The 23,431-nt window shown below is 54.0% G+C and carries 22 protein-coding genes, 1 tRNA gene and 2 other RNA genes; 16 read left to right on the forward strand and 9 right to left on the reverse strand.

Annotated features, from left to right (window positions below; genetic code table 11):
• Positions 1 to 217: 217 nt before the first annotated feature.
• The 5 genes from ssrA to ACYQ8U_RS08995 form a co-directional block, all read right to left on the reverse strand.
• Positions 218 to 583: a transfer-messenger RNA gene (gene ssrA, locus ACYQ8U_RS08975) on the reverse strand.
• 37 nt (positions 584 to 620) lie between these two features.
• Positions 621 to 1,079 (reverse strand): SsrA-binding protein SmpB, encoded by a 459-nt coding sequence (smpB, locus tag ACYQ8U_RS08980; protein ID WP_459945201.1) that lies wholly within the window; start codon positions 1,077 to 1,079, stop codon positions 621 to 623.
• 39 nt (positions 1,080 to 1,118) lie between these two features.
• On the reverse strand, positions 1,119 to 2,921 hold the full coding sequence (locus ACYQ8U_RS08985) for a GspE/PulE family protein (protein WP_459945202.1): 1,803 nt from the start codon (positions 2,919 to 2,921) through the stop codon (positions 1,119 to 1,121).
• A gap of 87 nt (positions 2,922 to 3,008) precedes the next feature.
• Positions 3,009 to 3,896: a deoxyribonuclease IV gene (locus tag ACYQ8U_RS08990; protein WP_459945203.1), complete on the reverse strand. Its 888-nt coding sequence runs from the start codon at positions 3,894 to 3,896 to the stop codon at positions 3,009 to 3,011.
• Positions 3,897 to 5,774 carry a M48 family metallopeptidase gene (locus tag ACYQ8U_RS08995; RefSeq protein ID WP_459945204.1) on the reverse strand — a complete coding sequence of 626 codons (1,878 nt, stop codon included), beginning with the start codon at positions 5,772 to 5,774 and terminating at the stop codon, positions 3,897 to 3,899.
• 233 nt (positions 5,775 to 6,007) lie between these two features.
• On the opposite strand from ACYQ8U_RS08995, the gene ACYQ8U_RS09000 reads away from it, so the two are divergent.
• From ACYQ8U_RS09000 to purF, 7 genes are all read left to right on the forward strand, one after another.
• Positions 6,008 to 6,083, forward strand: a tRNA-Ile gene (locus ACYQ8U_RS09000).
• 203 nt (positions 6,084 to 6,286) lie between these two features.
• Positions 6,287 to 7,114 (forward strand): Nif3-like dinuclear metal center hexameric protein, encoded by an 828-nt coding sequence (locus ACYQ8U_RS09005; RefSeq protein ID WP_459945205.1) that lies wholly within the window; start codon positions 6,287 to 6,289, stop codon positions 7,112 to 7,114.
• 28 nt (positions 7,115 to 7,142) lie between these two features.
• Complete coding sequence (locus tag ACYQ8U_RS09010) at positions 7,143 to 7,877, forward strand: zinc ribbon domain-containing protein (RefSeq protein ID WP_459945206.1); 735 nt, start codon at positions 7,143 to 7,145, stop codon at positions 7,875 to 7,877.
• Positions 7,878 to 7,927: 50 nt separating this feature from the next.
• Positions 7,928 to 8,283, forward strand: an RNA gene (gene rnpB, locus ACYQ8U_RS09015) — RNase P RNA component class A.
• A gap of 59 nt (positions 8,284 to 8,342) precedes the next feature.
• Positions 8,343 to 9,494: a 2-C-methyl-D-erythritol 4-phosphate cytidylyltransferase gene (gene ispD / locus ACYQ8U_RS09020; protein WP_459945207.1), complete on the forward strand. Its 1,152-nt coding sequence runs from the start codon at positions 8,343 to 8,345 to the stop codon at positions 9,492 to 9,494.
• A complete protein-coding gene (locus tag ACYQ8U_RS09025; RefSeq protein WP_459945208.1) occupies positions 9,494 to 10,639 on the forward strand; it encodes a M20/M25/M40 family metallo-hydrolase in 1,146 nt (381 codons plus the stop codon). The genes ispD and ACYQ8U_RS09025 overlap by 1 nt, the downstream gene beginning before the upstream one ends.
• A 12-nt stretch (positions 10,640 to 10,651) precedes the next feature.
• Positions 10,652 to 12,088 carry an amidophosphoribosyltransferase gene (gene purF, locus ACYQ8U_RS09030; protein WP_459945209.1) on the forward strand — a complete coding sequence of 479 codons (1,437 nt, stop codon included), beginning with the start codon at positions 10,652 to 10,654 and terminating at the stop codon, positions 12,086 to 12,088.
• A gap of 53 nt (positions 12,089 to 12,141) precedes the next feature.
• On the opposite strand, the gene ACYQ8U_RS09035 is transcribed toward purF, so the two are convergent.
• Positions 12,142 to 13,065 carry a GGDEF domain-containing protein gene (locus ACYQ8U_RS09035; protein ID WP_459945210.1) on the reverse strand — a complete coding sequence of 308 codons (924 nt, stop codon included), beginning with the start codon at positions 13,063 to 13,065 and terminating at the stop codon, positions 12,142 to 12,144.
• A 232-nt stretch (positions 13,066 to 13,297) separates the two neighbouring features.
• On the opposite strand from ACYQ8U_RS09035, the gene ACYQ8U_RS09040 reads away from it, so the two are divergent.
• Positions 13,298 to 14,194, forward strand: coding sequence for a hypothetical protein (locus tag ACYQ8U_RS09040; protein WP_459945211.1), 897 nt, complete (start codon positions 13,298 to 13,300; stop codon positions 14,192 to 14,194).
• On the opposite strand, the gene ACYQ8U_RS09045 is transcribed toward ACYQ8U_RS09040, so the two are convergent.
• Positions 14,187 to 14,390, reverse strand: a complete 204-nt coding sequence (locus ACYQ8U_RS09045) for a hypothetical protein (RefSeq protein ID WP_459945212.1) — start codon at positions 14,388 to 14,390, stop codon at positions 14,187 to 14,189. The genes ACYQ8U_RS09040 and ACYQ8U_RS09045 overlap by 8 nt on opposite strands.
• Before the next feature lie 36 nt (positions 14,391 to 14,426).
• Entirely contained in the window at positions 14,427 to 14,663 is a 237-nt protein-coding gene (locus ACYQ8U_RS09050; RefSeq protein ID WP_459945213.1) for a hypothetical protein, read from the reverse strand.
• A 299-nt stretch (positions 14,664 to 14,962) separates the two neighbouring features.
• Between ACYQ8U_RS09050 and ACYQ8U_RS09055 the strand changes: the two genes are divergently transcribed.
• Genes ACYQ8U_RS09055 through ACYQ8U_RS09080 form a run of 6 tightly spaced genes read left to right on the forward strand, consistent with a single transcriptional unit; the run spans position 14,963 to position 19,825 of the window.
• Positions 14,963 to 15,481: a hypothetical protein gene (locus tag ACYQ8U_RS09055; RefSeq protein ID WP_459945214.1), complete on the forward strand. Its 519-nt coding sequence runs from the start codon at positions 14,963 to 14,965 to the stop codon at positions 15,479 to 15,481.
• Positions 15,482 to 15,493: 12 nt separating this feature from the next.
• The gene (locus tag ACYQ8U_RS09060) at positions 15,494 to 16,726 is read left to right on the forward strand and encodes a glycosyltransferase family 4 protein (RefSeq protein WP_459945215.1); all 1,233 of its coding nucleotides are present in this window, start codon (positions 15,494 to 15,496) and stop codon (positions 16,724 to 16,726) included.
• 46 nt (positions 16,727 to 16,772) lie between these two features.
• Positions 16,773 to 17,696: a biotin--[acetyl-CoA-carboxylase] ligase gene (locus tag ACYQ8U_RS09065; RefSeq protein ID WP_459945216.1), complete on the forward strand. Its 924-nt coding sequence runs from the start codon at positions 16,773 to 16,775 to the stop codon at positions 17,694 to 17,696.
• 45 nt (positions 17,697 to 17,741) lie between these two features.
• Positions 17,742 to 18,317 (forward strand): biotin transporter BioY, encoded by a 576-nt coding sequence (locus ACYQ8U_RS09070; RefSeq protein WP_459945217.1) that lies wholly within the window; start codon positions 17,742 to 17,744, stop codon positions 18,315 to 18,317.
• A 15-nt stretch (positions 18,318 to 18,332) separates the two neighbouring features.
• Complete coding sequence (locus ACYQ8U_RS09075) at positions 18,333 to 19,082, forward strand: energy-coupling factor ABC transporter ATP-binding protein (protein WP_459945218.1); 750 nt, start codon at positions 18,333 to 18,335, stop codon at positions 19,080 to 19,082.
• On the forward strand, positions 19,070 to 19,825 hold the full coding sequence (locus tag ACYQ8U_RS09080) for an energy-coupling factor transporter transmembrane component T family protein (protein WP_459945219.1): 756 nt from the start codon (positions 19,070 to 19,072) through the stop codon (positions 19,823 to 19,825). The genes ACYQ8U_RS09075 and ACYQ8U_RS09080 overlap by 13 nt, the downstream gene beginning before the upstream one ends.
• 9 nt (positions 19,826 to 19,834) lie before the next feature.
• On the opposite strand, the gene ACYQ8U_RS09085 is transcribed toward ACYQ8U_RS09080, so the two are convergent.
• On the reverse strand, positions 19,835 to 20,710 hold the full coding sequence (locus tag ACYQ8U_RS09085) for a protein phosphatase 2C domain-containing protein (RefSeq protein ID WP_459945220.1): 876 nt from the start codon (positions 20,708 to 20,710) through the stop codon (positions 19,835 to 19,837).
• A 242-nt stretch (positions 20,711 to 20,952) separates the two neighbouring features.
• Here ACYQ8U_RS09085 and ACYQ8U_RS09090 point away from each other — a divergent pair, with 242 nt between their 5' ends.
• Positions 20,953 to 22,005, forward strand: coding sequence for a GNAT family N-acetyltransferase (locus tag ACYQ8U_RS09090; RefSeq protein ID WP_459945221.1), 1,053 nt, complete (start codon positions 20,953 to 20,955; stop codon positions 22,003 to 22,005).
• 15 nt (positions 22,006 to 22,020) lie between these two features.
• On the forward strand, positions 22,021 to 23,184 hold the full coding sequence (locus ACYQ8U_RS09095; RefSeq protein ID WP_459945222.1) for a hypothetical protein: 1,164 nt from the start codon (positions 22,021 to 22,023) through the stop codon (positions 23,182 to 23,184).
• Positions 23,185 to 23,431: the final 247 nt, after the last annotated feature.

Genomic DNA, 23,431 nt, shown 5'->3' on the forward strand with positions numbered 1-23,431 from the left:
CATTGTCTCTTTATTCTCTTCACATCTTGTTTGCTGATGGTAACAACCAATCCTCTTTTGTTTCGAAATGTTAACATGCCATCGGTGACTACGATACTATAGGAAATCCACCATGCCCTATATTTATCATAAAGCAAAGGTGGCGATCCGGGAAAGAAAAGGGAAAGAAAATAGCCGAAACCAAAGAGATATAATCTCAATAATTTCGGCTATGAAATGGTGGAGGCGGCGGGAGTCGAACCCGCGTCCGAAAATGCTCCCCTCCCGTATCTACATGCTTAGTTCCGTACTTTAGGTTTCGTGCCGGGAACTCAGTCGGAACATAGATTTCCTGGAACTAGTCTGTGAGATCTCGTCCCCTGAAAGACAGGCAACCTTCAGGCGACCAGCCCGTTGAGTCGACGCCCCAAATCCAGCCTTACGGGCGAAGACTGGTGGAACGGCAGTATGACAGGGTTTAAGCTGCTACTGCGTAGTTATAATCGTCTGCGATTATATTTATGTTCTATCGGTTTTACGAGCAAATAGAAGCTCGGCATGCAACGATGAGCTTTCACATCCCCGTCGAATCCGTTTCGCCCCCTTTTATTCAGATTCAAGCTATTGGTTTATAAGTTAATTTACCTGTCGTGGCGCATCTCTCGCTGAATCTCGCGATTACTCTGCTGTTCTTTGAGGGTTGCCCTTTTATCATATTCTCTTTTACCTCGGGCCAGACCAAGTTCTACCTTTGCCTTGCCGTTCTCTATAAAATATATCTTCAATGGGATCAGGGCAAGGCCTTTCTCATTAAGTTTACCGATTAGTTTCTTGATCTCCCGATGATGCAGCAGCAGTTTGCGAACCCGGAGCGGCTCGTTCGGGTTCTGCGTGGCAAAAGAATACATCGAAATATGCACATTATGCAGCATCACCTCGCCACGGGAATCGATCTTCACATAGCCGTCACGCAGGTTCGCCTTGCCGGCCCGGAGCGATTTCACTTCCGGCCCGGATAGCACCATCCCCGCCTCGTAGGTGGCGTCGATATGGTAGTCGTGAAAGGCTTTTTTGTTTTTGGCGACGATCTTGATGGCCATCAGCTGTTATCTCTCATTTTTCTTCATTCTTTCCCGCCATCAGGCGGCGGTCACGCGCAGCGCTTCCTCGTAGGTGGTTATCCCGCGCCTAACCTTATCCCACGCGTCCTCGCGTAATGTAGTCATTCCTTCGCGTATTGCAACCTGTCGTATTTCTAAGGTGTGCGCCTCATCGGCGACCATCTTTTTCACCTTGGAAGACATGGGAAATATCTCGAATATACCACATCGACCCTTATATCCGGTGCCGCGGCAGTCCCGACAGCCCTTGCCGCGCCGCAGGACAATATTGCCCGATCCGGTCACGGGAAAGCCCATTTTCAGCAGCTCCTCGCCCGGCATGGCAAAGTCTTCGGCACAGCTGGGACAGATCGTCTTGACCAGCCGCTGCGCCATACAGCCGAGCAGGGTGGTGGCGATCATAAAAGGCTGCAGGCCAAGGTCCTTCAGCCTGGCGATGGAGGCCACCGCATCGTTGGTATGCAGGGTCGAAAAAACCAGATGCCCGGTCATCGCCGCCTGCACCGCATGGGCCGCCGTCTCATGATCACGGATCTCGCCGATCATGATAATATCCGGATCCTGACGCAGGATGCTGCGCAAAATCGTCGTAAAGGTCACATCGATCAGCGGCTGCACGGCAATCTGATTAAACTCCTCGTGCACCATCTCCACCGGATCCTCCACCGTGACAATATTTTTCTCCGGGGTGGAAATTTCCTTCAGCGTCGAGTAGAGCGTCGTCGATTTACCACTTCCGGTCGGCCCCGTCACGAGAATAATGCCGTGGGGCGAGGAGATAAAAGAACTATACACCTCCATATCCCTTTTAGAAAATCCCAGGGTTTCGACCTTCTGAAACATCAATTCGGAATCGAGAATACGCAGCACCGCCTTTTCGCCAAAGGACACAGGAATGGTCGAGACCCGTATCTCGATATCCTTGCCGCTCTTTTCGCCGATTTTAATCCGGCCGTCCTGGGGCCGCCTTTTTTCGGCGATATCGAGTCGGGATAAAAATTTAATGCGGGCGACGATGGCCGAATGGACGGCCTTGGGCAGATTATAGATGGTGTGCAGCGAGCCATCGATGCGAAAGCGGATCATCGATACATTGCGTTTCGGCTCGATGTGGATATCACTGGCCCGCTGTTCCAGGGCGTAATGGAAGATGTGGTTGACCGCCGTCTTGATATGCTGATCGGAGGAGGTGATTTCTTTCGAGGAAGAGATCTTGACGTAGCGCTCGAGGTTGCCGATGTCGATGGAACTGCTCCCGCCCGGGATAACGCCAAACTGATCCTCCGCGGCACTGATCGACTTCTGAAATCCAAAAAACTCACTGATTATCCGCTTAATATCCGATTTTGTGGCGATATACGGCTTTATCTTGATCTGATTGGCCTGTTCGATATCGATAAGCGTCGCCTGACAGTCGGGATGGTAAATGGCCGTCTCGACCAGGCCATTTACCATCTTGAAAGGAAGAATAAGCTGCCTGATGGCGAAGTTGCGGGGGATGGTCTTGGTGGCGACATCCATATCAAGTTCAAGAGGATCAAGCTTTTTGAAAGGCAGGTTCATCTCTTTCGCCACCGCCCGCATGATCAGTTCTTCATCGACCAGGCCGCCTTCTCTCCCCGGCAGCTTGAAGTTGAAGCCGGCGGTGATATCGACCATATCCGGATAATCCTTGTCCACCTCACCTTCCTTACCGGCCTGACGGAGGAGCTTCTGGCGCATTTTTCCCTTTTCCAGCGTGACAAACTGCCGCTGTTTCGGGCTTAAGACCTGCAGCTTGACGAGGACATCGAGGAGAGCATCACTGTTCAAAAATTTCATTGATATACCTTTCCAGACAAAAAACATAGATTTGTCTGCATTGTCCCCCGACGTTCATAATTTTGCAAGAAGATTGAGAGAATGAGCTCAGCGCTCAACCAGAAGCGAACGGAGGACCTCAAGGTTTTCACGGTCCTCCACGAGGCTGTCACTTTTCGGAGTCTCGAGAGTCATCGGCAGGCCGGCAAAACGCCTATCGTTAAGCAGGTTCTTGAAACCGGCCAGGCCGATGGCCCCTTTACCGATATGTTCATGGCGGTCGACCCTGCTGCCCAGCTCTTTTTTTGAATCATTGAGGTGAAAAAAACGGATCTTGTCGAGACCGACCGTACTGTTAAGAGCATCAATTGTCTCCTTATAGCCGGCCGCCGTGCGCAGTTCGTATCCTGCAGCAAACGCATGACAGGTATCGACACAGACCCCGAGCAATTCGGGAAATTTTGAGTGCTCGAGGATATAGGCGAGCTCGGCAAAGCTGCTGCCGAGACCGGTACCCTGCCCGGCAGTGGTTTCCACCAGGATCTGTACCGTGGTAACGCCGCTGTGCTTGATTGTTGTGTCCAATCCTGCGGTAAATCTCTTCAGACCGAGCTCAACGCCGTCACCGCCATGGGAGCCGGGATGCAGGATGACATACGGCACGCCAAGCTGCGCACAGCGGGTCAGCTCCAGACCAAGGTTGTCCACCGATTTGTCCAGCAGCTCCTTTTTACCGGTGGCCAGGTTGACCAGATACGATGCATGGGAGGCGACCGGCATGCCACCGCTCTTTTCATGGGCACTTTTAAAAAGCTCAACTTCTTCCGCCGCCAGTTCCGCCGGATGCCACTGGCGCTGGTTGCGGGTAAATATCTGCAGCGCCTCGCCGCCGACGCTTTCGATTCGGGCAAAGGCGAGATGCAGACCGCCGGCAACCGATTCATGGGCCCCCAGGAGAGGTGGATGCAGAGGCGGACGCGTTCGTGAAGACATCATCTACTTCAACTCCTGTTGAGATTCCTGCTGTGATTCCTGTTGTGCACCCTGTTGCATCGCCTTCTGCTCCTCGACCGATTGCTCATAGGTCTGGTTGAGAAATTTATTGATCTGTGCCAGATAAAACCGTCTCTGGGCCGGGTCGGCGGCAATGGCCTGTTTTTCCGTCTGCACCGCCTCTGCAGCTAGGCCGTTTGCCCAATAGGCGGTCGCCAGGGTATCGAGTACGTGACCTTTCGGCTCGAGGGTGGCCGCCGCCCTGGCCAGAGTCAGTGCCTGCATCGGGTCTCGCAGCGAGAGATCCTCACTGGTCAGCAGCAGCCAGGCCAGATTGTTCATAATTTCCGGGTTGACCGGCTCAAGGCTGTAGGCTTTTTCATAGGCCGCCAGGGCTTTTTCTTCCATCTTTCTGGTCAGCATCAAATCCCCGATAAGGCGCTGCCACAGTGCCCGTTCCGGCTCCTGCTTGACCTTGTGCAGCAGCACCGCTTCGGCAAAATTTTCCTGGTAGCGCTGGGCCAGTGCCTCCGTGGGGATCTGCCGGACAAGGACAATGGTCGCAAGCAATATGGCCATATAGGCAAACAGGCTGTAGCGCACCTTGCGATTATGCCGCTCGATCTGCTCCGGCTCCCTTTCCGCCTGTTCGAGACAGTCAATACGTTCGCCTATGCCGAAGTGATGCCAGTTAGGCTGGTCACGGATATTGCCGCTGAGGGCCGCTATCTTTTCAAAAGCGGAAACCAGCGCCTGCCCATTGCCGATGGATTGCAGACTGAACAGGTCGGCCTGCCTTTCAAAGTTTCGAATAAAATAGCCGAAGACAACCCGGAAATAGAGGAGCATAAACACCAGCAGCGGAACAGCGCCGACGAGAACCAGCACCGTCTCCACCGAGACACCGCTCGTGGCCATCAGTCGGTTGAGAAAATCTAAAGAGAGAAACAGATAGATAAACGGTTCGGCCAGCAGCCCGACCAGCAGGCTGAAACCGACGATAAGCATGACATACAGCAGCATATGGTACTTCTTCACGTGACCTATTTCATGGGCCATGACCGCTTCGAGTTCAGCCAGGGACATGGTCTCGATCAGGGCCGGGGTGAGGAGAATATAGCGAAGACCGGGGACGATGCCCATTACCGCGGCGGTGAGCATCTGTCCCTCGAAAAGCGGCCAGAGATAAAAATCGGCGCTGAAGTTCTGTTTGGCACAGAAGTCGTCCAGATGCTGTTTCAGATAGCCATCGGGCAATTTTTCGCAGCCCCAGAGCCGGCGCACCAGCGGCGGAAAGAAAAGCAGCACAAAGAGCAGGAAAAAACCAAAGAACAACAGGTCGCCCCACTCCGAAGCGACCACTCTCTGCAGCCCAGGGAAGGGCAGCAGGGCCACCGCATCGTAGAGGGCGGAAAGAATGACCCAGGGCAGGACAATCGGCAGGTTGGCTTTGATATTCGACAGGATAAAGGTGGTGGTGCTGTGTTTTCGGCCGAAAATCGCCTCGTAATTTTTTTTGCCGGCCCGCCACATGATCGCTAAAAAGAGGACAAACAGCAGAAGCCCGGCCGTATTGACCAGGGCCGGGGTGGTGTTGCCGAAAGAAAGCAGGGAGAGATAGTATTTCGAATCGCAGAGATAGAGTGTTGCGCCGAAAAAAACCAGGGCAAGAAGCGACAGCTGCTTTTCCGTCTGAAAATACCCGGCGGAGCGCCTGGCGTGCGGTCGGCCAAACAGTTTGCCAGCCAGCTTGGCATATCCGGCCAGCAACAGCACAAACAGGACGAATCCCTGCCATGCAGGCAGAAGCGGGGCGGAGGGGATACTGCTGACACTAAAAAGAAAAATAGCGACGAGAAAGAGGAGAAGATTAGTATACATCAAAGGCATTCACCTGTTCTTGATAAACGTGCACCGGCACTGAATCTGTTTAAACAACGACATATCGTTAGAGGATAGTTATCTTGTTACATTTGGCAACAAAATGACCAGGAGTTCCTCTGTGCGGCATGCCCCTTCTTTTGCAGAAGTTTTCTTGCCTGCTTGAGTTTTTTCATTGACATTATCACCAAGGTCATTTTAAATAGATTGTTTTATCTCTCAAAGAGAGCTATGGGCGCATAGCTCAGCTGGTAGAGCCATCGGCTCATAACCGATCGGTCGTAGGTTCGAATCCTACTGCGCCCACCATTAATACAGCAGCTTCTGAGTAGAAACAACGAATTCCTTGAATAAAGCACGAGCATACATAGAAAAAGGGGAGAGCATAACACCCCTGAAAGATACATCTCGATTCGGGCTAAAAACGCCTGAACGGGTGAAATCAATACAAAGGTACATCCCCAGTGGGGTGTACCTTTTTTGTTTTAAAAGCTGCACGATAGACAATCCATATGACGGTAAGAGTAAAGGACATTCTCGAAAGCCTTAATATCGAGGCGCCTTTCAGCCTGGCTGAGGCGTGGGACAATGTAGGTCTTCTGGTCGGTGACCCGGAGCAGCAAGTGACGGCGGTACTCGCCGGACTCGACCCGACCAACAGCCTGGTCGATGAAGCGATAGCCCTGGGTGCCAACACCATCGTTACCCATCATCCGGTCATTTTCAAACCGCTCCAGACGATCAATACTGCCGAACCGAACGGCAGACTGCTGCAAAAAGCCCTTGCCAACCATATCGCCATCATCGGCTGCCACACCAATTTCGACAGTGCCCGTGCGGGCGTCAGCCATTATCTCGCCCTCCAGCTTGGCCTGGAAAACCTCTCTCCCCTTGTCTCGTCATCGGCTGAAGCCGGCACCGACACCGGGCTGGGGACCATCGGCACCTACCCCGCTCCACTCGCCGCTGCTGATTTTCTGGCCAGGATCTTGCGTGTGCTGAATCTCCCCAGCGTCCAGATGGCCGGAACAATGCCGACAACGATCGAAAGCGTCGCCGTATGCGGCGGCAGCGGTTCCGAGCTGGCGCCGATTGCTCTGCGGCGCGGTGCGGACGTCTACCTGTCCGCGGAAATAAAGCACAGTACGGCTATCTGGGCCGCGGAAACAAACTTCTGCATCATCGACGGCACGCACTACGCCACGGAAAAACCCGCCGTCACCCTTCTGGTGAAAAAACTCCAGGAGGCCGGTGACAAAAAAGACTGGAAAATCAAAATTCTACAAACGACAGAGGAACATCACCCCTTCGTTTTGCTGGATAATACATACCAACCATAGCAGAAACACCTTCCATAGGAGAACTATTTTGAACGAACTCTTAATTCAACTTGTTACCCTCCAGGCCATTGACCTGGAAATCGATCAGATCGACAATGCCATTAAGTCGGAACAGAGCGGACTTGACGAACGTATGTCCGCTCTGGCGAAGAGAGAGGCCTTAATTAACGAATTAAAGGAAAAAATCGCCTCGCAACAAAAAGAAAGCCGCACGCTCGAAGCTGAGATGGCCGACAAGATGGATCATGTCAGAGAACGCCAGTCGAAAATGATGCAGGTGCAGACCGGTCGTGAGCAGACGGCCCTGCTCAAGGAAATCGAGGATGCCAAGAAAAGCGCCAAGGAAAACGAAGAAAAAATCATGGCCATCATGGATTCCATCGAAAAACTGACCGCGCAAATGGAAGAGGAAAAGAATCTGCTCAAAGGCGAAAAGCAGCTGGTTACCGAAGAAACCGATAAAGTGCGGGCCAATATCGAGGCGATCAACAAGAGCAAAAAGAAAAAAGATGCCAAACGCAATGAACAGGCCGGTCTGATCAAAAAGTCTCTTTTACGTAAATACGATACCCTGCGTCAACACCGCAACGGCCTGGCGGTTATCAATGTGGTTGATGGTGTCTGTCAGGGATGTTTCATGGCCGTGCCGCCGCAGCGATTCAATCTGCTGCTGAAAGGCGAAGAGATCTTTGCCTGTCCGACCTGTCAACGCTTGAATTATTACGTGCCACCGGTACTGGAAGAGAATGTAGAAGAAAATTAACCGCAATTTTCACTTTGACTTTTACGCGTTTCCCACTACAGTAGCTGCAAAGGAGCGGGCGCATGATCGCTCCGGTCTTCTGACCGGAGAGGAAAGTCCGAACTCTACAGGGCAGGGTGGTTCGTAACGCGAACGCCGGGTGACCGGGGGAAAGTGCCACAGAAAACAGACCGCCTGATACGATCAGGTAAGGGTGAAACGGCGAGGTAAGAGCTCACCGCTTCCATGGTGACATGGAAGGCACGGCAAACCCCACCCAGAGCAAGACCAAATAGGGAGATGTTTGAGGGCGGCCCGTCCGAGATCTCCGGGTAGGTTGCAAGAGGTGTTGAGTGATCAACATCCCAGTGAAATGATCATGGCCTCTTTAGGGGTACAGAATTCGGCTTATAACCCGCTCCTTTTTCTTTTCCTATGACACCCTCAGCTGCTGCCATAATTCCCGCCGCCGGCTTCGGGACCAGGATGCAGATCGACTATCCGAAGCAGTATCACCTGCTGGCCGGAATACCGATTCTCGTCCGTACCGTGCGGGCTTTTCTCAACAACAGCCACATCAAGCGCATAGTCGTGGTTGTCCCCGCCGACTGGATAGCAGCGACCCGCACCCTGTTTGACCGCTTTGCCGTCAATGTGCCGCACCTGATAATCGTGGCCGGTGGAAGCAGACGCCAGGACTCGGTCCAGGCCGGGCTCAAGGCCCTTTCGACAGTTGCCGATGACACGGACATCGTCCTGGTCCACGATGGCGCCAGGCCGCTGGTCAGTGGCGAAGTCATCGACCGATGCTATCTTGCCGCCCTGGAAAGTGGTGCGGCCATCGCCGCCGTGCCGGTCAAAGACACCCTGAAAAGAGGCGACGCGACCGGCAGGGTCACCGCCACCATCGACAGGACCTCGCTCTGGCAGGCACAAACCCCCCAGGCCGCCCGCAAAGAGCTTCTCGAGCAGGCCTTTCTGCACAACGGCGACGCGGAGGTGACCGATGAGGCATCCCTTCTCGAAAAGGCGGCCATTCCGGTCATTCTTGTCGCAGGCGCCGAAACGAATATCAAGATAACCCGTCCGGAGGACCTGCTCTTGGCTGAAAAAATACTCCAGCAGCGCCAGCCGGACCTGCGTATCGGTCACGGCTATGATGCTCACCGCCTTGTTGCAGGCCGGGCGCTTGTCCTTGGCGGTATCACTGTCCCGCACAGTCATGGCCTGGCCGGACATTCCGACGCCGACGTACTCACCCATGCCCTCTGTGACGCCCTGCTCGGCGCCCTGGGCTTAGGCGATATAGGCCGCCATTTCCCCGATTCCGAGGCGGAATTTGCCGGCATCTATTCCATCTGCCTGCTCGAGCAGGTCATTGGTCTGGCTGACGCCCAGGGCTTTCGTATCGCCAACGCCGATATCACCCTGGTCTGCCAGGCCCCCCGCCTAGCGCACTATCTCGACCAGATGCGGGATCTGCTTGGACAAACCTGTCACATTGATCGAAAATTACTCAATATCAAAGCAACCACCACCGAAAAGATGGGCTTTACCGGGAGAAAAGAGGGCATCAGCTGTCACGCCGTCGTTCTCCTTCAGTCACATCCTAGCGAAAAAACTCCAGAGGCTCGATAATGACCATTGCCATAAACCGGGAGCGCCTCGCCGCTACCTTTACCGAACTGTGTGAAACAAGCAGTCCCTCAAGAAAAGAAGGGGCAATCGCCGCCTGCCTGAAAGAAAAATTTGCCGCCCTGGGGGCCGATGCCATTATCGAAGACGGTTCCGCCGGCCAAACCGGTTCGGAATGCGGCAACCTCATCATCCGCTTTAACGGCAGCCTGCCGGAGCAGGAAGGACTGTTTTTTTCCTGTCATATGGACACAGTTGACCCAGCCGATGGCGTGCAGGTGCAGCGAACCGGCGATATCTTCACCAGCAAAGGGGAGACAATCCTCGGCGGTGACGATAAAAGCGGCATTGCCGCCATCCTTGAGCTCCTCGCCCTTTTACAGGAGACGAAGAGCCCGTACCCGATGATCGAGGTGGTTATCACCACCTGCGAAGAGGTAGGCCTGCTCGGCGCCAAGCACCTAGATTACCAGCAACTGCAGACCGCATACGGCTACGCCCTGGACTCCTCCGGCATTGACCATGTCATTGTCGGAGCCCCGGCCGCCAACAAAATCGAAATACAAATAAAGGGCCTGGCCGCCCATGCCGGACTCTGTCCGGAAGCCGGAATAAATGCCCTGTCGCTGACGGTAGACGCCTTGAGCGGGCTGCGCATGGGTCGCCTGGACGAAGAATCGAGCCGCAATTTCGGCCTCATCCAGGGCGGGGTAGCCAGCAATATCGTGCCGGAACAGATCCTTTTGCAAGGCGAGGTGCGCAGCCATTCCATCGAAAAACTGGCGGTCTATACCAAAGAAATACGCGATGCTTTCGAAAGGACCGTGGCCGATTGGCCGAGCACCCCGGCGACTGGGGATAAACGACCGTCGATGACCTTTACGATCGTCAATGACTATCCGGCCTTGACCATCGCCGATGACACGCCGGTGATCAAAAGGATGCGCAGAGCCACGGCACTCGCCGGAAAAAAGGTACAGTATATTGTCGCCGGCGGCGGCAGTGATGCCAATATTTTTTGCGGCTACGGGTTGCCGACGGCCATCGTCGCCACCGGCATGAATAAGGTGCATACGGTGGACGAACAGCTCGACCTCAATGACCTGGTCAGTCTGACCGAGCTTCTCCACGCCCTGGCCACAACTTAGGAGCCTCTCCAAATGTCACAACAGCATTGTAAAAAATCGTCCGACGGCCGCCCTACCCACGAATGTGGCGTATGCGGTATTTTTAATCATCAAGACTCAGCAAAGCTTACCTATTTCGGTCTCTACGCCCTGCAGCACCGAGGGCAGGAAAGCGCCGGCATTGTCACATCTGATGGGAACAAAGTCAATATCCACAAGAACATGGGCCTTGTGCCGGAAATTTTTACCGAGGAAATCCTGCAGAGATTAGATGGTCATCTATCCATTGGCCATGTGCGCTATTCGACCACCGGGGCCTCGAATATTATCAACGCCCAACCCCTGATGGTGACCCACAAGGGCACGACCCTGGCGGTTGCCCATAACGGCAATCTGGTCAATTCCATTGCCTTGCGTGCCACCCTCGAAGAACAGGGATCGATCTTTCAAACGACCATGGACAGCGAGGTAGTTCTGCATCTTATGGCTCGTGCCACCCACCTTGGTCTCGAGACTGCCCTGAGAAACACCTTTACCTCCCTTAAAGGCGCCTATTCCCTCCTGCTGATGACCGAGAAGACCATGATTGCCGTCCGTGATCCCGATGGTTTTCGGCCGCTGTGTCTTGGCAAGCTGAAAAACGGCGGTAATGACGACAACAAGGGCTGGGTTGTCGCCTCGGAGACCTGCGCCCTTGATCTCATCGAAGCCGAATATGTGCGGGACATCGAGCCTGGTGAAATTGTTATCTTTCAGGAAAGCGGCATGACCTCCATTTTTCCATGGCCGAAACAGGACAGCCATTTCTGCATTTTTGAACAGGTCTATTTTGCCAGACCCGACTCGGAAATTTTCGGCATCAACGTCTACCAGGCCAGAAAGCGGATGGGTGAAATTCTTGCCGAGGAAACAAAAATTGATGCCGATTTCGTTATGCCTTTTCCCGATTCGGGCAACTATGCGGCTCTCGGCTATTCGCAGGCGTCGGGGATCCCAATGGAAATGGGGGTGATCCGCAACCACTATGTCGGCCGGACCTTTATCCAGCCCACCCAGTCGATGCGTGACTTCAATGTCAAGGTAAAACTCAATCCGGTCCGGTCGTTTCTCAAAGGCAAACGGGTAATTATCGTCGAAGATTCAATTATTCGGGGCACAACCGGCAAGAGCAGAGTACGAGCCCTGCGAGAAGCCGGGGCGCAGGAGGTGCACATGGTAGTCAGCTGTCCTCCGACCAGGCATGCATGTTACTACGGCATTGACTTTCCCGATGTCAAACAGCTGATCGCCAACCAGAAACAGATAAACGATATTGCCGCATATCTCGGTCTTGACTCCCTGCACTACCTGAGCCTGGAAGGACTCGTCAAGGCAACGGGCATGGCGAAAAAGAATTTTTGTCTGGCCTGTTTTGATGGGAATTATCCGATACAGCCGGATCTTGCTTTTCACAAGGATGCACTGCGCTGAACTGTACTAATCAATGAGTAACCGTCATGGCCATGATGGTTACTCATTTATTGTCAGACCCGGGTCACCACACAGTTTTTGCCGCTTTTCTTGGCATCATACATGGCCTGGTCCGCCCTCTCTTTAATCGCTCTTTCATCTTGATCTTTGGGCAGCGCCTCATTTCTTTTACAGGAGACAAGCCCAATGGAAAGAGTGGTTGTGCCAAAGTTCCGTTCAACAAAACTGAGCAGAATACGCTGAACGATCTCCGTCCCCTGGGTGGCGGTAGTCTGGGGTAGCAGGACGGCAAACTCGTCTCCGCCAAGCCTGAAGCACAGATCAACACTCTCCCTGGTGCATACTTTGAGAATTTCGGCAAGGTTGATAAGAACCTTATCTCCCTCCTGATGCCCATGCTCATCGTTGTATTCTTTAAAATTATCAATATCGATAATAGCGAGCATCAAAGGATAATTCTGCCGATGCGCCCGCTCCACCTCATCAGAAAAACGTTCATCAAAGGCCCGTCTGTTCAGAATCGACGTCAAGCCATCCTGCATTGACAACCGTTCCAGCTCGCGCATCATGCACCGTTCGCGAACGGCTCGGGCCAGTTTTGCTTCAAGCTCCGCCTGGTCGATAGGTTTTTTGATAAAATCAATCGCCCCGGCTTTGATTACTTCCGAATAACTTGCTTTTTCATGGTAACCGGTAGATATAATGACATCGGTTTCCTTATAATTTTCAGCGATATGCTTCAGTAATTCCAGGCCATCCATCCCCGGCATGACGATATCGGAAAAGACCAGATCCACTGCTGTCGATTGCAATACGGCAATCGCCTCGACACCGTCACCTGCGACGAGACAGTGATAGCCGAAAGAGCTGATCAAAATACTGAGTGTCTTACGCACCAGCTCGTCATCATCGACAACCAATATGACAACAGAACTCTTCTTTTCTTCGATTTTATCCGGCAATTGTGTCTGCATCATAATTATTTTGTCAGGTTGATTTTTCCTGCCTCTTCTTGCGGCCACAGTCGAATTGTACTTACAAAAATGGATAAAGTCTAGGTAACACGTTGTTTGTCCTGCAATAACATCAAACCGGTCAACAAGAGTCACGGGGTAACTTGTCAATCTCACAGAAGGTATTGTAATTATGGAAAAGCAGCAATACTATATACAAAACTGCTTCTCTACGACAATTTCAAATTAAGCCCCCATGGACAACAAAAACCTCACCGATATATTCGAGGGAACCCAAAACGGTACACCTCTGCCTGAGATTCTCCTTCTTGCAGAAAAAATCTGTCCGTCTATTGACCTTGGGCTTATCGAGGAGGTGGACAGCGACGTCATTGCATTGTTTTCCGGTTCCTCCGCGGATTTCCAGAAGAACACCCTGCCCTACCACAACCTGCGTCACAGCCAGATGGTCGTTTTGGCGGCCATGCGTCTCTTCCACGGGCTGCATGGCAATCATGTGTACATCTCACCCGAAACACTTTTCAAGGGAGTGCTTGCCGCCTATTTTCACGACACAGGCATGTTGCTAGAGAAAGGTGATCCGGCGCCTTCCGCTGCCAATTACATGGCCGATCACGAAGCACGATCGGTTCTGTTTTTAAAGAACTATGTCATCCGCAAGGGTTTTGGAGAAGATATTGCCAGGGACTGTGCAACGATCATTTATTACACGGATCTAGAGAGTGATCCGACAACTTTTGCCTGTCACAGCACAGAAATTCACCTGGCCGGGCAGGTAATCGGTTCAGCCGATTTACTTGCCCAGATGGCTGACAGGTACTATCTCGAGTGCCTCCCCCTGCTCTTTGACGAACAGAAGACCGGAGGGATAACCCAACACGATTCGGCCCTGGAACTCATGGCGCATACGGCAAAATTCTACCATGATGTTATTTTAAAAAGACTGACGGTCACCTTTGCCGACACCTCCGAAGCAATGCAGACACATTTTCGAAACCGGTATAAAGTTGATCGAAACCTCTACCGGGAAAACATTGACAAAAATATCAGCTATCTGAAAAAAATCATTGCCCGGTGCGATAGCCTCGACGGTCTTGAAAAAAGCCTGAAACGCGTTCCCCCACCTACTTAGCACGCGGATCGCGACCTGTTTCGAACATCTCAAACAGATCATAGAACAGTTTCGTCACCGTACTGAAATGCGTCGCCGACCCTGAGCTCGCATAGGCCTTGGTGAGTTCCATCGCTTTGGCGATACTCTCACGTGAGTCGAGATTGTTGGGGTCCTTTATAGCTTGAACGAGTCTCTTACCAATGTCTTCTTCCACTGCTCTTTCTCTCTCTTAAGAAGATGCCCTTGCACGTCAGGTATTTTTTCTGTTACAGACGGTGACAACCTTACGGTTGAGATTTTCAAGAAACTTGGACAGCTTTTTTTCGGCATTTTTAATGACATTGGTGATTTTCACATCGTCAAGAGCGCCGACAACCGTCCCACAGGCAACACACTGGATGAGACAGAATTTTTGCCCGGTTTTTGTCGTAACGTGAACAGCTTCAAACTCATGATATTCACATGTCGGGCATTTTGACCTGGCCATAGATGTACCTCGCAAAGGGTTTAACAATTTACCTGTTTAACATAACGCCAAAACCCCACCGGTTCAAGGATCTCTTTTGTCTATTTTTTTTTGAACGGGTGCTTCCCGGCCTATTATCACCAGTTTCATCACCGGTTTCGTCGGCGACTCTATAGTCAAAAACAATCATTAGGCATTCTGGTATAGGATCTATCAATTTGACACCCTGGAATATTTTAGTACCTTGCAGATTGTTTCCTTGTTTATCTCATGCCTGGCCGGCAAGAAAACCTGCCATCGATCAGCTGAGGGAATTCTTTATGATTCAGTATATTCACAGCTCGCGCACGCTCGACAAGGACATCAAACGACTGCGCAAAGCCGGTAAACAAGGGGAACAGGCTGTTGGCAAATATATTGATATCCTAGCCGATATCAGAAAATATGGCTGCCGCAGTGAAACCGTCACCTGCAAGCGTACCAGAAAAGGAGAACAACGCATAAAAAACTGCATCAAATATGACCTTGGCGGGGGATATCGCCTGGTCACCGTTCTGGTCGACACCCATCTGTACATCACCTTTCTCGGCAGTCATGACGAAACTGACCAGTGGTTTCTGCGCCATCGGTACGACACTTTTCAGCCTGACGCTTCGTGCTACCACACAGAGGAAGTCGTTTTCGACCAGGAAAAGTACGGGAAGCACATGACAGAACCTACAATGCCGGAAGATGCAGCTGACCAGTACGAAAAAGAACTTCGGAAAAAAATCGACGAACCTCTCTTGAAATCAGTGTTTCAGGGTTTGTATAGAAACAGCAGTTCGCCAACAGGCTAAAACCTAGGCAAAATGAAAATCCTCCATATAATCAGTCAGCACCCGGAGAGCACCGGCAGCGGATTTTATGTGCAGAACATCATCCGCCAGGCTGCGGCCGCAGGGCATGAAAATTTTCTTGTCGCCGGCATCTCCGGCCACCGGTTGCCCAAACTGGACTGCATCGACCGACAATTCTGCCGCTTCGTCCATTTTGAAGTCGGCGACCTTGCCTTCAAAATCCCCGGCATGAGCGATGTCATGCCCTATGCCAGCTCGCGATTCAGTGACCTTACCGTCAACCAGCTGGCCGGCTATGAACAGAGTTTTGCCGAAACAATCCACCGCGCCGTCGATGCGTTCTCGCCTGACATCGTGCACAGTCACCATCTCTGGCTGGTCAGTTCGATTGCCCGCAGGGTCATCACCGATATTCCCCTGGTGACCTCCTGCCATTCCACGGATCTGCGGCAGTTCATACAATGTCCGCAACTGGGCCAAAAAGTGCTGCCCCGTTGTCAAAAGATCGACCGGGTACTCGCCCTGAGCCGGGAACAAAAGGAAAACATCCAGTCGCTCTACGGCATTGCCGATAATCGTCTTGATGTTGTCGGCGGCGGGTATGATGCAAAGATGTTCACTCTCCATAAAAAAGACAAGCCCGAACCGGTGCAGCTGGTCTATGCCGGCAAACTGAGTTTTGCCAAAGGGGTGGACTGGCTGGTACAGACCTTCCTCGGTCTGGCCCGCGACAACCTCCATCTGCACCTTGCCGGATCCGGTTCCGGCAGCGAGGCAGCACAATGTTTGGCCCTGGCAAAAAGCGGCGGTGCCGCGATAACCGTGCACGGCAGAATCAGCCAGTCCGAACTGGCCAGACTGATGGGCCGGAGCCACATCTTTATCCTGCCTTCCTTTTTTGAGGGTCTGCCGCTGGTGCTGCTCGAAGCCCTGGCCTCCGGCTGTCGTATCATAAGCACCGACCTGCCCGGGTGTCGGGAGCTGCTCGGAGGAGCACCGCAAGATCTGGTCGAGTTCATCCAACTGCCCATCCTGCAGGAAATTGACCGCCCCAACCCGGCAGATCGGGAAGAATTGCAGACCAGGCTGGGTTGGGCTATTATCAACATGGCCGACCGCGTCCGCCGAACACCCTCCCCTTCTGCAGAAGAAATCAACAGGATCACCTCGGTTTTTGACTGGGAATCGGTTTTTCAAAGAATTTTTTCCGCCTACACAACTGCTCTTGACAAGGGGTCAGGATAAATGGTTAACTCCCACCGAGATCAAAGTTAACCAAACCGACAGAGTGATGAAAGAAAAAATATTGACCATGCTGCGAGAGTCCGCGGAACCCATGTCAGGCGAGGAGATCAGTCGTCGCCTTCAGGTCTCCCGGGTGGCGGTCTGGAAGCAGATCGGTCAGCTGAAAGAGAGCGGCACCGAGATAGAAGCCGGCCCCAAGGGATACCGGCTGTTATCGCTTCCCGAGGTTCCTTTCCCATGGTTGTTTGGCGAACGTTCGTCCCGCATGCACTATTACCCGGAACTGGATTCGACCATGAACCGCGCCACGCTTCTCGCCCGCGAAGGCTGTCCACCATTTACCGTGGTTGTCGCCGACCGCCAGACGACAGGGCGGGGACGGCTTCAGCGGCTGTGGCAATCGGAGGAGGGGGGCCTGTATTTTTCCGTCATTCTGCGGCCATCCCTCGTCCCAAGGGAGGGCCCGGTGGTCAATTTCGCCGTCGCCCTGGCCCTGGTGGAGACCCTGGCCGAGTGCTGCGGCATCGCCGCGCAGGTAAAGTGGCCAAACGATGTCCTGGTCGATGACTGCAAAATAGCCGGTATCTTGTCCCAGATGGAGATCGAAGCCGACCAGATCGCCTTTGTCAACGTCGGCATCGGTCTCAACCTGAACAACCGGCCGGAGGTCGTCGACAAACCGGCGGTTTCCGCGCTGCAGCTGACCGGTCGACGGGTCAATCGCGCCCTGCTGCTCGCCGATTTTCTGGATCGTCTTGAACGACAGATGGCCGTCTTCTCCCGGTCGGCAATCATTGCCGACTGGAAGGCCAAGACCGTCACCCTGGGGCGACGGGTAAAGATTGTCACCATTCGTGACTGCTGTGAAGGGCTGGCCGTCGATATGGACGAGGACGGCGGCCTGATCCTCGAATTGGCCGACGGTTCACACCAAACCGTCTTTTACGGCGATTGTTTTCACGCCTCCTGAATTCTTCAGTTGGCTAAGTAAAAAAAGTACCATAAGGAAAATCCCATGAACGACAGTCTCGACCTGCATAAACTGGTAATCGCCTCCCTGATGGCCGCACTGATCGCCGTCGGCGGCTATCTGGCGATACCCATCGGCCCGGTGCCCATTGTCCTGCAGAATCTCTTTGTGCTGGTGGCGGCCCTTCTTCTCGGCAGCAGGTGGGGCAGTGGTGCCGTTGCCGTCTATCTGCTAGCCGGGGCGGTCGGATTGCCGGTCTTTGCCGGCGGCGGAGGCGGGCTGGGGCATTTGTTTGGTCCGAGGGGCGGCTACCTTTTCGGTTTCCTTGCCGCTGCCTGGCTGGTCGGTAAAATCTCCGAATCGTCGAGACAGCAGCCGGTGGCGGAAATCGTCGCGATGATCCTCGGCGGTCTGCTTATCTATGTTATCGGCGTTACCTGGCTGAAGACCCTGCTCGGCATCAGCTTCGGCCAGGCTCTGGCCGTCGGCATGTATCCCTTTATCATCGGCGATATCATCAAGATAGCCGCCGCCTTCGCCATAGTCAAAAGTGTCCGGCCGCTGCTGGGCATCGCCCGGCGCGGCGGTCGGCTTGCTTCGCCGGCTGAGTCGGCAAAGTAAGCGCGGCAGGGACTTATGAACATTATCGAGATCAGCGGACTGTCGCACAGCTATGCTGATGGCCATATCGGCCTGCAGCAGATCAACCTGACCATCGCCCGCGGGTCTTTCGTTGTGCTCGCCGGGGCCAATGGCGCCGGGAAAAGCACCCTGCTCAAACATCTCAACGGCCTGCTCAAGCCCCTGGCCGGGACGGTGCGGCTGGACGGGGTGGTGGTAGAGGACGATCTTCTCCGTGCCCGGCGGATGGTCGGCATGGTCTTTCAGGATGCCGACAGTCAGATCGTCGGGGAAACCGTCTACGACGATGCCGCCTTCGGCCCGGAAAACCTCAACTGGCCGCGTGAAAAGATTACCGAGAGTGTCGTCGCCGCCCTGAACCTCGTCGGCCTTGAGGCGATGGCGGAGAGAAGCCCGCATCTGTTGTCCGGCGGAGAAAAACGCCGCCTGGCCATCGCCGGGGTTCTGGCCATGCAACCGGAGGTGATTGTTCTCGATGAACCCTTTGCCAATCTCGACTATGACGGTGTCCGCCAGATCCTGGCCCAGATCGTCGCCCTGCACACCGCCGGTACAACCATTATCGTCTGTGTCCACGATCTGGAAAAGGTTCTGGCCCATGCCGAACGGCTGATCATTTTGCAGGGCGGCCGGATCGCCGCCGACGGACCGCCGCACCAGGTGGTGCTCGAGGCCGAGGCCTATGGCGTGCGCCTTCCCGCCGCGATCAGACTGGGAGGGGTTGTCGAGTCATGGTTGCGATAGCCTTCGGCTTCCGGCACAACGATACTCTGCTGCATCACCTTGATGCCCGGATAAAACTGGCCGGGCTGGTTGGTGTCAGTATCGTCACCATAAATGCCGGCATGTCAGCCCTGGTCCTGGCATTTTTCGCTGCCCTGGTTCTACTAGCCCTGGCCAGATGTTCGCCGCTGCGCTGCCTTTTCGGCATGAAGTGGTATCTGGTCCTGCTTGCCTGCGTCCTGCTGACCAGGACCCTGACCACTCCGGGGGATCTGCTTCTCGAATCTTCCTGGTTGCCGGCCACCCGCCAAGGTGTCTTTATCGGTCTGCTTTTCGCCGGCAGGCTCCTGGTCATTGCCCTCTTTGCCCTGCTGGTCACCTTTACCACCCGACCGTCACATATCCGCTCCGCCGTTGAATGGTTTCTGCGGCCGATTCCCGGAATTCCGCATCGGCAGGTGGCAACGATGATCGGCCTGCTGGTGCGCTTCATTCCGGTCATTCTCACCCAATCGGCCGAGCTCGACCTGGCTCTGCGCGCCCGAAGTATCGACAATCGCCGCAATCCGCTGCGCCGCATCACCTTTCTCGGCATGCCCCTGCTTCGCCGCACCTTTGTGACCGCCGACCGTCTGGCCTCGGCCATGGAAGCCCGCTGCTACGGCCTGCACGGCACAACCCATCAGTGGCAGGTGACGGCCAGGGACTGGTCGGCTCTGGGCTTTCTTACCTTATTCTGCTCCCTGCTGCTGGCTCTGCCGTAGGTGTGTGGCTTAATTTGGAAGATGTAGTTTGATAGCCACGGCAGCTATGTCATCGTGCAGTTTGAAGCGGGGATATTTTTTTAATGTCGGGTCCTGACACTGCAGACACCGCACATGATCACGCACAGCCTGCAGGCCGCCCTGGCGATAGAGATTTACAAAGGAGCGCCAGTCGCTATCTTCCAGTGGATTTTCGCGGGGCAGGAAAAGTCCGTCGGTAAAGAGAAGGATATCACTGACATTGTCCAGTTCTTCGTAGCCGTGACGGAGAAATTCAAGCGCTGCGGCTTCACCGTTCAGCACGCCGTAACTGATGTTCATCTGCAAGCGAACGCACTGAATCTGCTCGGCCAACAGCTCATGAATAGGTGCAGAAGGGGTTATCCGGCAGTCCTGCCACAGCTGCAGCGTTTCCCGGTCGATATCAAGATCCGGCGTCACCACCCTGTAAGTACCGTCATTGTACAGAAGAACAATCAGGGCATCACCGGTCTGACAGTATTCCAGACGATTCGCCCCCATCCGCACCACCGCCATACTCGTCGACCAGAGCCGATGCCGCTCGTCGATGGAGACCTGTCGCTGCTGCAGGGCCTTGCGAATATTGTTGTTTGCTTTCTCTGCCAGCCGGGACAGGCTGGCCCGTTCCTGCTGAAAAACACGCGCCGCCGTCTGCGCCGCCAGCAAACCGCCGGTAAGTCCATCATCGAAGCGTCGCGTGTCGAGGCTGGTCGCTCCATCAAAGACGCCGAACAGGCCTTCCGCCTCAAGCAGCACGTCCTCATTCAACTCACTGCTGCCTTGTTCCAGGAGCGTTTCCACCGCAAAAGAAGGCATAAAATGGGCGCTGCGGCAGGCTACTGGCTGGTCGGTTGTCAGATACATAATGTGGATATGTGGTATAATGTTGTTGGTTGAGGCAGAGGAAGACTTTTTATGACACCATAAACCTTTGGATGGCTAAGTAAAAAATTTCATATGCAACCAACTATAATAGAGACTGGCGAGAATACAAATTGCTTGTTTCGATGACCGGCAATCATCCAATAGTCTTTTCCTATACGGGCTGCAGGATGTACCGGTTCGATATTTCAAAAAAGAATTTTCTATTTGAAATGACAGCTATTTTGCAGAACATAACCCAACCTGCATGGGATGCATACGTCAAGACAAACAGCACGGCGATCTTTTCTCATCGTTATGGCTGGGGGGAGATTCTCGCGGCAACCTATCGCTTGCCGATTTTTCGACTGGCCTCGAGAAGAGCGGAAAACGGACAAGAAAACGGACAATTAACCGGCATCCTGCCGCTCATTCTCTTTGCTCCTCCGGACCAGGAAATACGCCTTATTTCCCTGCCCTACACCGATGCTGCCGGCATGGTCGCCGACGACGCCGCTAGCCGTCAGCAATTACTCGCCGCGGCCCTTGAACTTGCCACCGAGGTCGGCGCCGTTCATGTGGAACTGCGCCAGGCGAGCAATGGCACTGTGCATGAACCGGCACAGGAGATAAACGCGTGCTGGGAGCATACCGCCCATTCCTTCAAGACCGGCCTGCTGCGTCCCCTGCCCGAGTCTTCCGCCATGCTGTGGTCGCTGCTCTCGGCCAAGGTCCGCAATCAGGTGCGGAAGGCGCGCAAATGCGGCTGTATGGCGAAAACCGGTGGCATCGAACTTTTTGATGATTTTTTTGCGGTCTTCTCGGAAAACATGCGCGATCTGGGCTCTCCGGTACACGATCCCGCCCTCTTTCGCAACCTGCTTGCCGACAGCGCCCAGCAAGCCAGGGTCGTGGTCATATGTATCGGCACCCTCCCCGTCGCCGCAGCCATGGTCTTCAGGCACAATGCCACCCTGTATAACCCCTGGGCATCGTCCCTGCGCCGATGGCGGCCTTCCTGCCCAAACATGCTCCTGTACTGGACCATGCTCGACTACGGTATCGCAACCGGTTGCCGCTTGTTTGATTTTGGCAGGTCTTCGCTAGCGGCCTCCACTTATCGTTTCAAGTGCCAATGGGGGGCGGAAAAGCGACCCCTGGTCTGGCATGTTTTCTCCCGCAGACCGGCAGTCTGGAACCCCCAGGCGGAATCCCTGGTGGATAACGCCTGGAAAACGAGGGGACTCGAAACATCCAGACGGGATGGGCCGCACAAAAGGCGCTGGATCAGTCTCTAGGAAGTAAGCATAAAGGTGAATAATTTGCAGGTCGCACTGGATAACATAACTCTTTCCATCCCCATGCCGATCTTTCTCGTCGTCGAAGATGTCGGCTGGTGGCAGGGAACGGATGGCTCGGCGGATCAGCAGCCTTTTCGTAGCGGTTTCATCAGGCGCCATTGCCTCGACGACTACCGCGCCCTTGACCGACTCGGCAAAAAACTGCACATGCGTATCGCCCTCGGCATGGTCCTGGGCGAATGGGATCGCACCAACCTGCTGAAGGATATTGTCGGGGCCACCTGGCTGGGCGGTTGCTGGGACAACCACATCAATCAGGGAAAATGGCTTGATGAAACGGCGCAGTACCTCTGCGACCAACAGGATACGCTGGAAATAGCCATGCATGGCCTGTGCCACGAATTCTGGCAGGATGGCCGGATGGAACGCTCCGAGTTCCATGACAGCAGTGGCGCCATGCGCAGCGAAGAGACCATCCGCAGCCACCTTGAGGCCTTCGGCACCCTGCTGGCGCACAACAATCTGCCCGCTCGGCCGCGCCTGTTCATCCCTCCGGCCCTGCACCACAGTTTCGGCAACGGCAAAAATTCCATGCAGGCTCTCCTGCATGGGTATGGCATTGACTATGTTGTCACTGATTTCTCGCGGGCCAGGCAATATGCTCCACCCCTGCATGAAAAAATTACCTGGGAATGCGGCGTCGGCCTGCTGGACAGGGGCAGATCTCCGGTTGCCTGGAATCAGTCGGCCGCCCGTCCGGTCTGGCATTTCAACAATCCAATCCTGCCCTTGCACTGGAGCAATCTGCTGCACCCGGACCCGGCCGGAAACAATGCAGTCATAGATCGCTGGGCAGATTTCTTACTTACCGCGACAACACGACTCGACTGTCTTTTAGCCGAAAACATCGACAGCTGCTGGCAACAGGCGGCGGTTTACCAACTGGCGGTGATGCAGGTAAAGAATCAACAGGTGCTCATTGATCTGCACCGGGTACCGACTGACATAGCCTGCCGGTGTCACACCTTCTTTCTCAAGATTCACGGTCGCCCGCCTTTATCGGTACAATGCCGAGGCGCCCAGATTGTCTCCCGCAGACATGACCGACCGGACCTGCAGACTCTTGGTCTTATGCCGGACCAGGGCCAAAAGGAAATCGTCCTGTCGTTCTGCTGAATCTGATGATAAAACTTTGCCGATCAGGCTCTCACTCAGGTTGAGGAGACGGGACGCAACACAGGGTCGTCTCAAAATAACCTCATCCTCATTCACCGGACCAGAATCCCAACCAACCGCTCATTTTTTATCACCGGTTAAACCTCGGTTGCAATATCGGTTGAGCGGAGTTATTAATGCAGAATATCTCCGTTACGTGCAGCACGAACGATGTTTTTTCACACCCCCTGTGAGGGGAAAAGACAAA

This window comes from Desulfocastanea catecholica, from assembly GCF_054657295.1.

What these genes read in the sequence shown, in the direction of transcription:
- smpB (WP_459945201.1), bottom strand. Translation starts at nt 1,079, where the DNA reads ATGGCCATCAAGATCGTCGCCAAAAACAAAAAAGCCTTTCACGACTAC.
- ACYQ8U_RS08985 (WP_459945202.1), bottom strand. Translation starts at nt 2,921, where the DNA reads ATGAAATTTTTGAACAGTGATGCTCTCCTCGATGTCCTCGTCAAGCTG.
- ACYQ8U_RS08990 (WP_459945203.1), bottom strand. Translation starts at nt 3,896, where the DNA reads ATGATGTCTTCACGAACGCGTCCGCCTCTGCATCCACCTCTCCTGGGG.
- ACYQ8U_RS08995 (WP_459945204.1), bottom strand. Translation starts at nt 5,774, where the DNA reads ATGTATACTAATCTTCTCCTCTTTCTCGTCGCTATTTTTCTTTTTAGT.
- ACYQ8U_RS09005 (WP_459945205.1), top strand. Translation starts at nt 6,287, where the DNA reads ATGACGGTAAGAGTAAAGGACATTCTCGAAAGCCTTAATATCGAGGCG.
- ispD (WP_459945207.1), top strand. Translation starts at nt 8,343, where the DNA reads ATGCAGATCGACTATCCGAAGCAGTATCACCTGCTGGCCGGAATACCG.
- ACYQ8U_RS09025 (WP_459945208.1), top strand. Translation starts at nt 9,494, where the DNA reads ATGACCATTGCCATAAACCGGGAGCGCCTCGCCGCTACCTTTACCGAA.
- purF (WP_459945209.1), top strand. Translation starts at nt 10,652, where the DNA reads ATGTCACAACAGCATTGTAAAAAATCGTCCGACGGCCGCCCTACCCAC.
- ACYQ8U_RS09035 (WP_459945210.1), bottom strand. Translation starts at nt 13,065, where the DNA reads ATGATGCAGACACAATTGCCGGATAAAATCGAAGAAAAGAAGAGTTCT.
- ACYQ8U_RS09040 (WP_459945211.1), top strand. Translation starts at nt 13,298, where the DNA reads ATGGACAACAAAAACCTCACCGATATATTCGAGGGAACCCAAAACGGT.
- ACYQ8U_RS09050 (WP_459945213.1), bottom strand. Translation starts at nt 14,663, where the DNA reads ATGGCCAGGTCAAAATGCCCGACATGTGAATATCATGAGTTTGAAGCT.
- ACYQ8U_RS09055 (WP_459945214.1), top strand. Translation starts at nt 14,963, where the DNA reads ATGATTCAGTATATTCACAGCTCGCGCACGCTCGACAAGGACATCAAA.
- ACYQ8U_RS09060 (WP_459945215.1), top strand. Translation starts at nt 15,494, where the DNA reads ATGAAAATCCTCCATATAATCAGTCAGCACCCGGAGAGCACCGGCAGC.
- ACYQ8U_RS09065 (WP_459945216.1), top strand. Translation starts at nt 16,773, where the DNA reads ATGAAAGAAAAAATATTGACCATGCTGCGAGAGTCCGCGGAACCCATG.
- ACYQ8U_RS09070 (WP_459945217.1), top strand. Translation starts at nt 17,742, where the DNA reads ATGAACGACAGTCTCGACCTGCATAAACTGGTAATCGCCTCCCTGATG.
- ACYQ8U_RS09075 (WP_459945218.1), top strand. Translation starts at nt 18,333, where the DNA reads ATGAACATTATCGAGATCAGCGGACTGTCGCACAGCTATGCTGATGGC.
- ACYQ8U_RS09080 (WP_459945219.1), top strand. Translation starts at nt 19,070, where the DNA reads ATGGTTGCGATAGCCTTCGGCTTCCGGCACAACGATACTCTGCTGCAT.
- ACYQ8U_RS09085 (WP_459945220.1), bottom strand. Translation starts at nt 20,710, where the DNA reads ATGTATCTGACAACCGACCAGCCAGTAGCCTGCCGCAGCGCCCATTTT.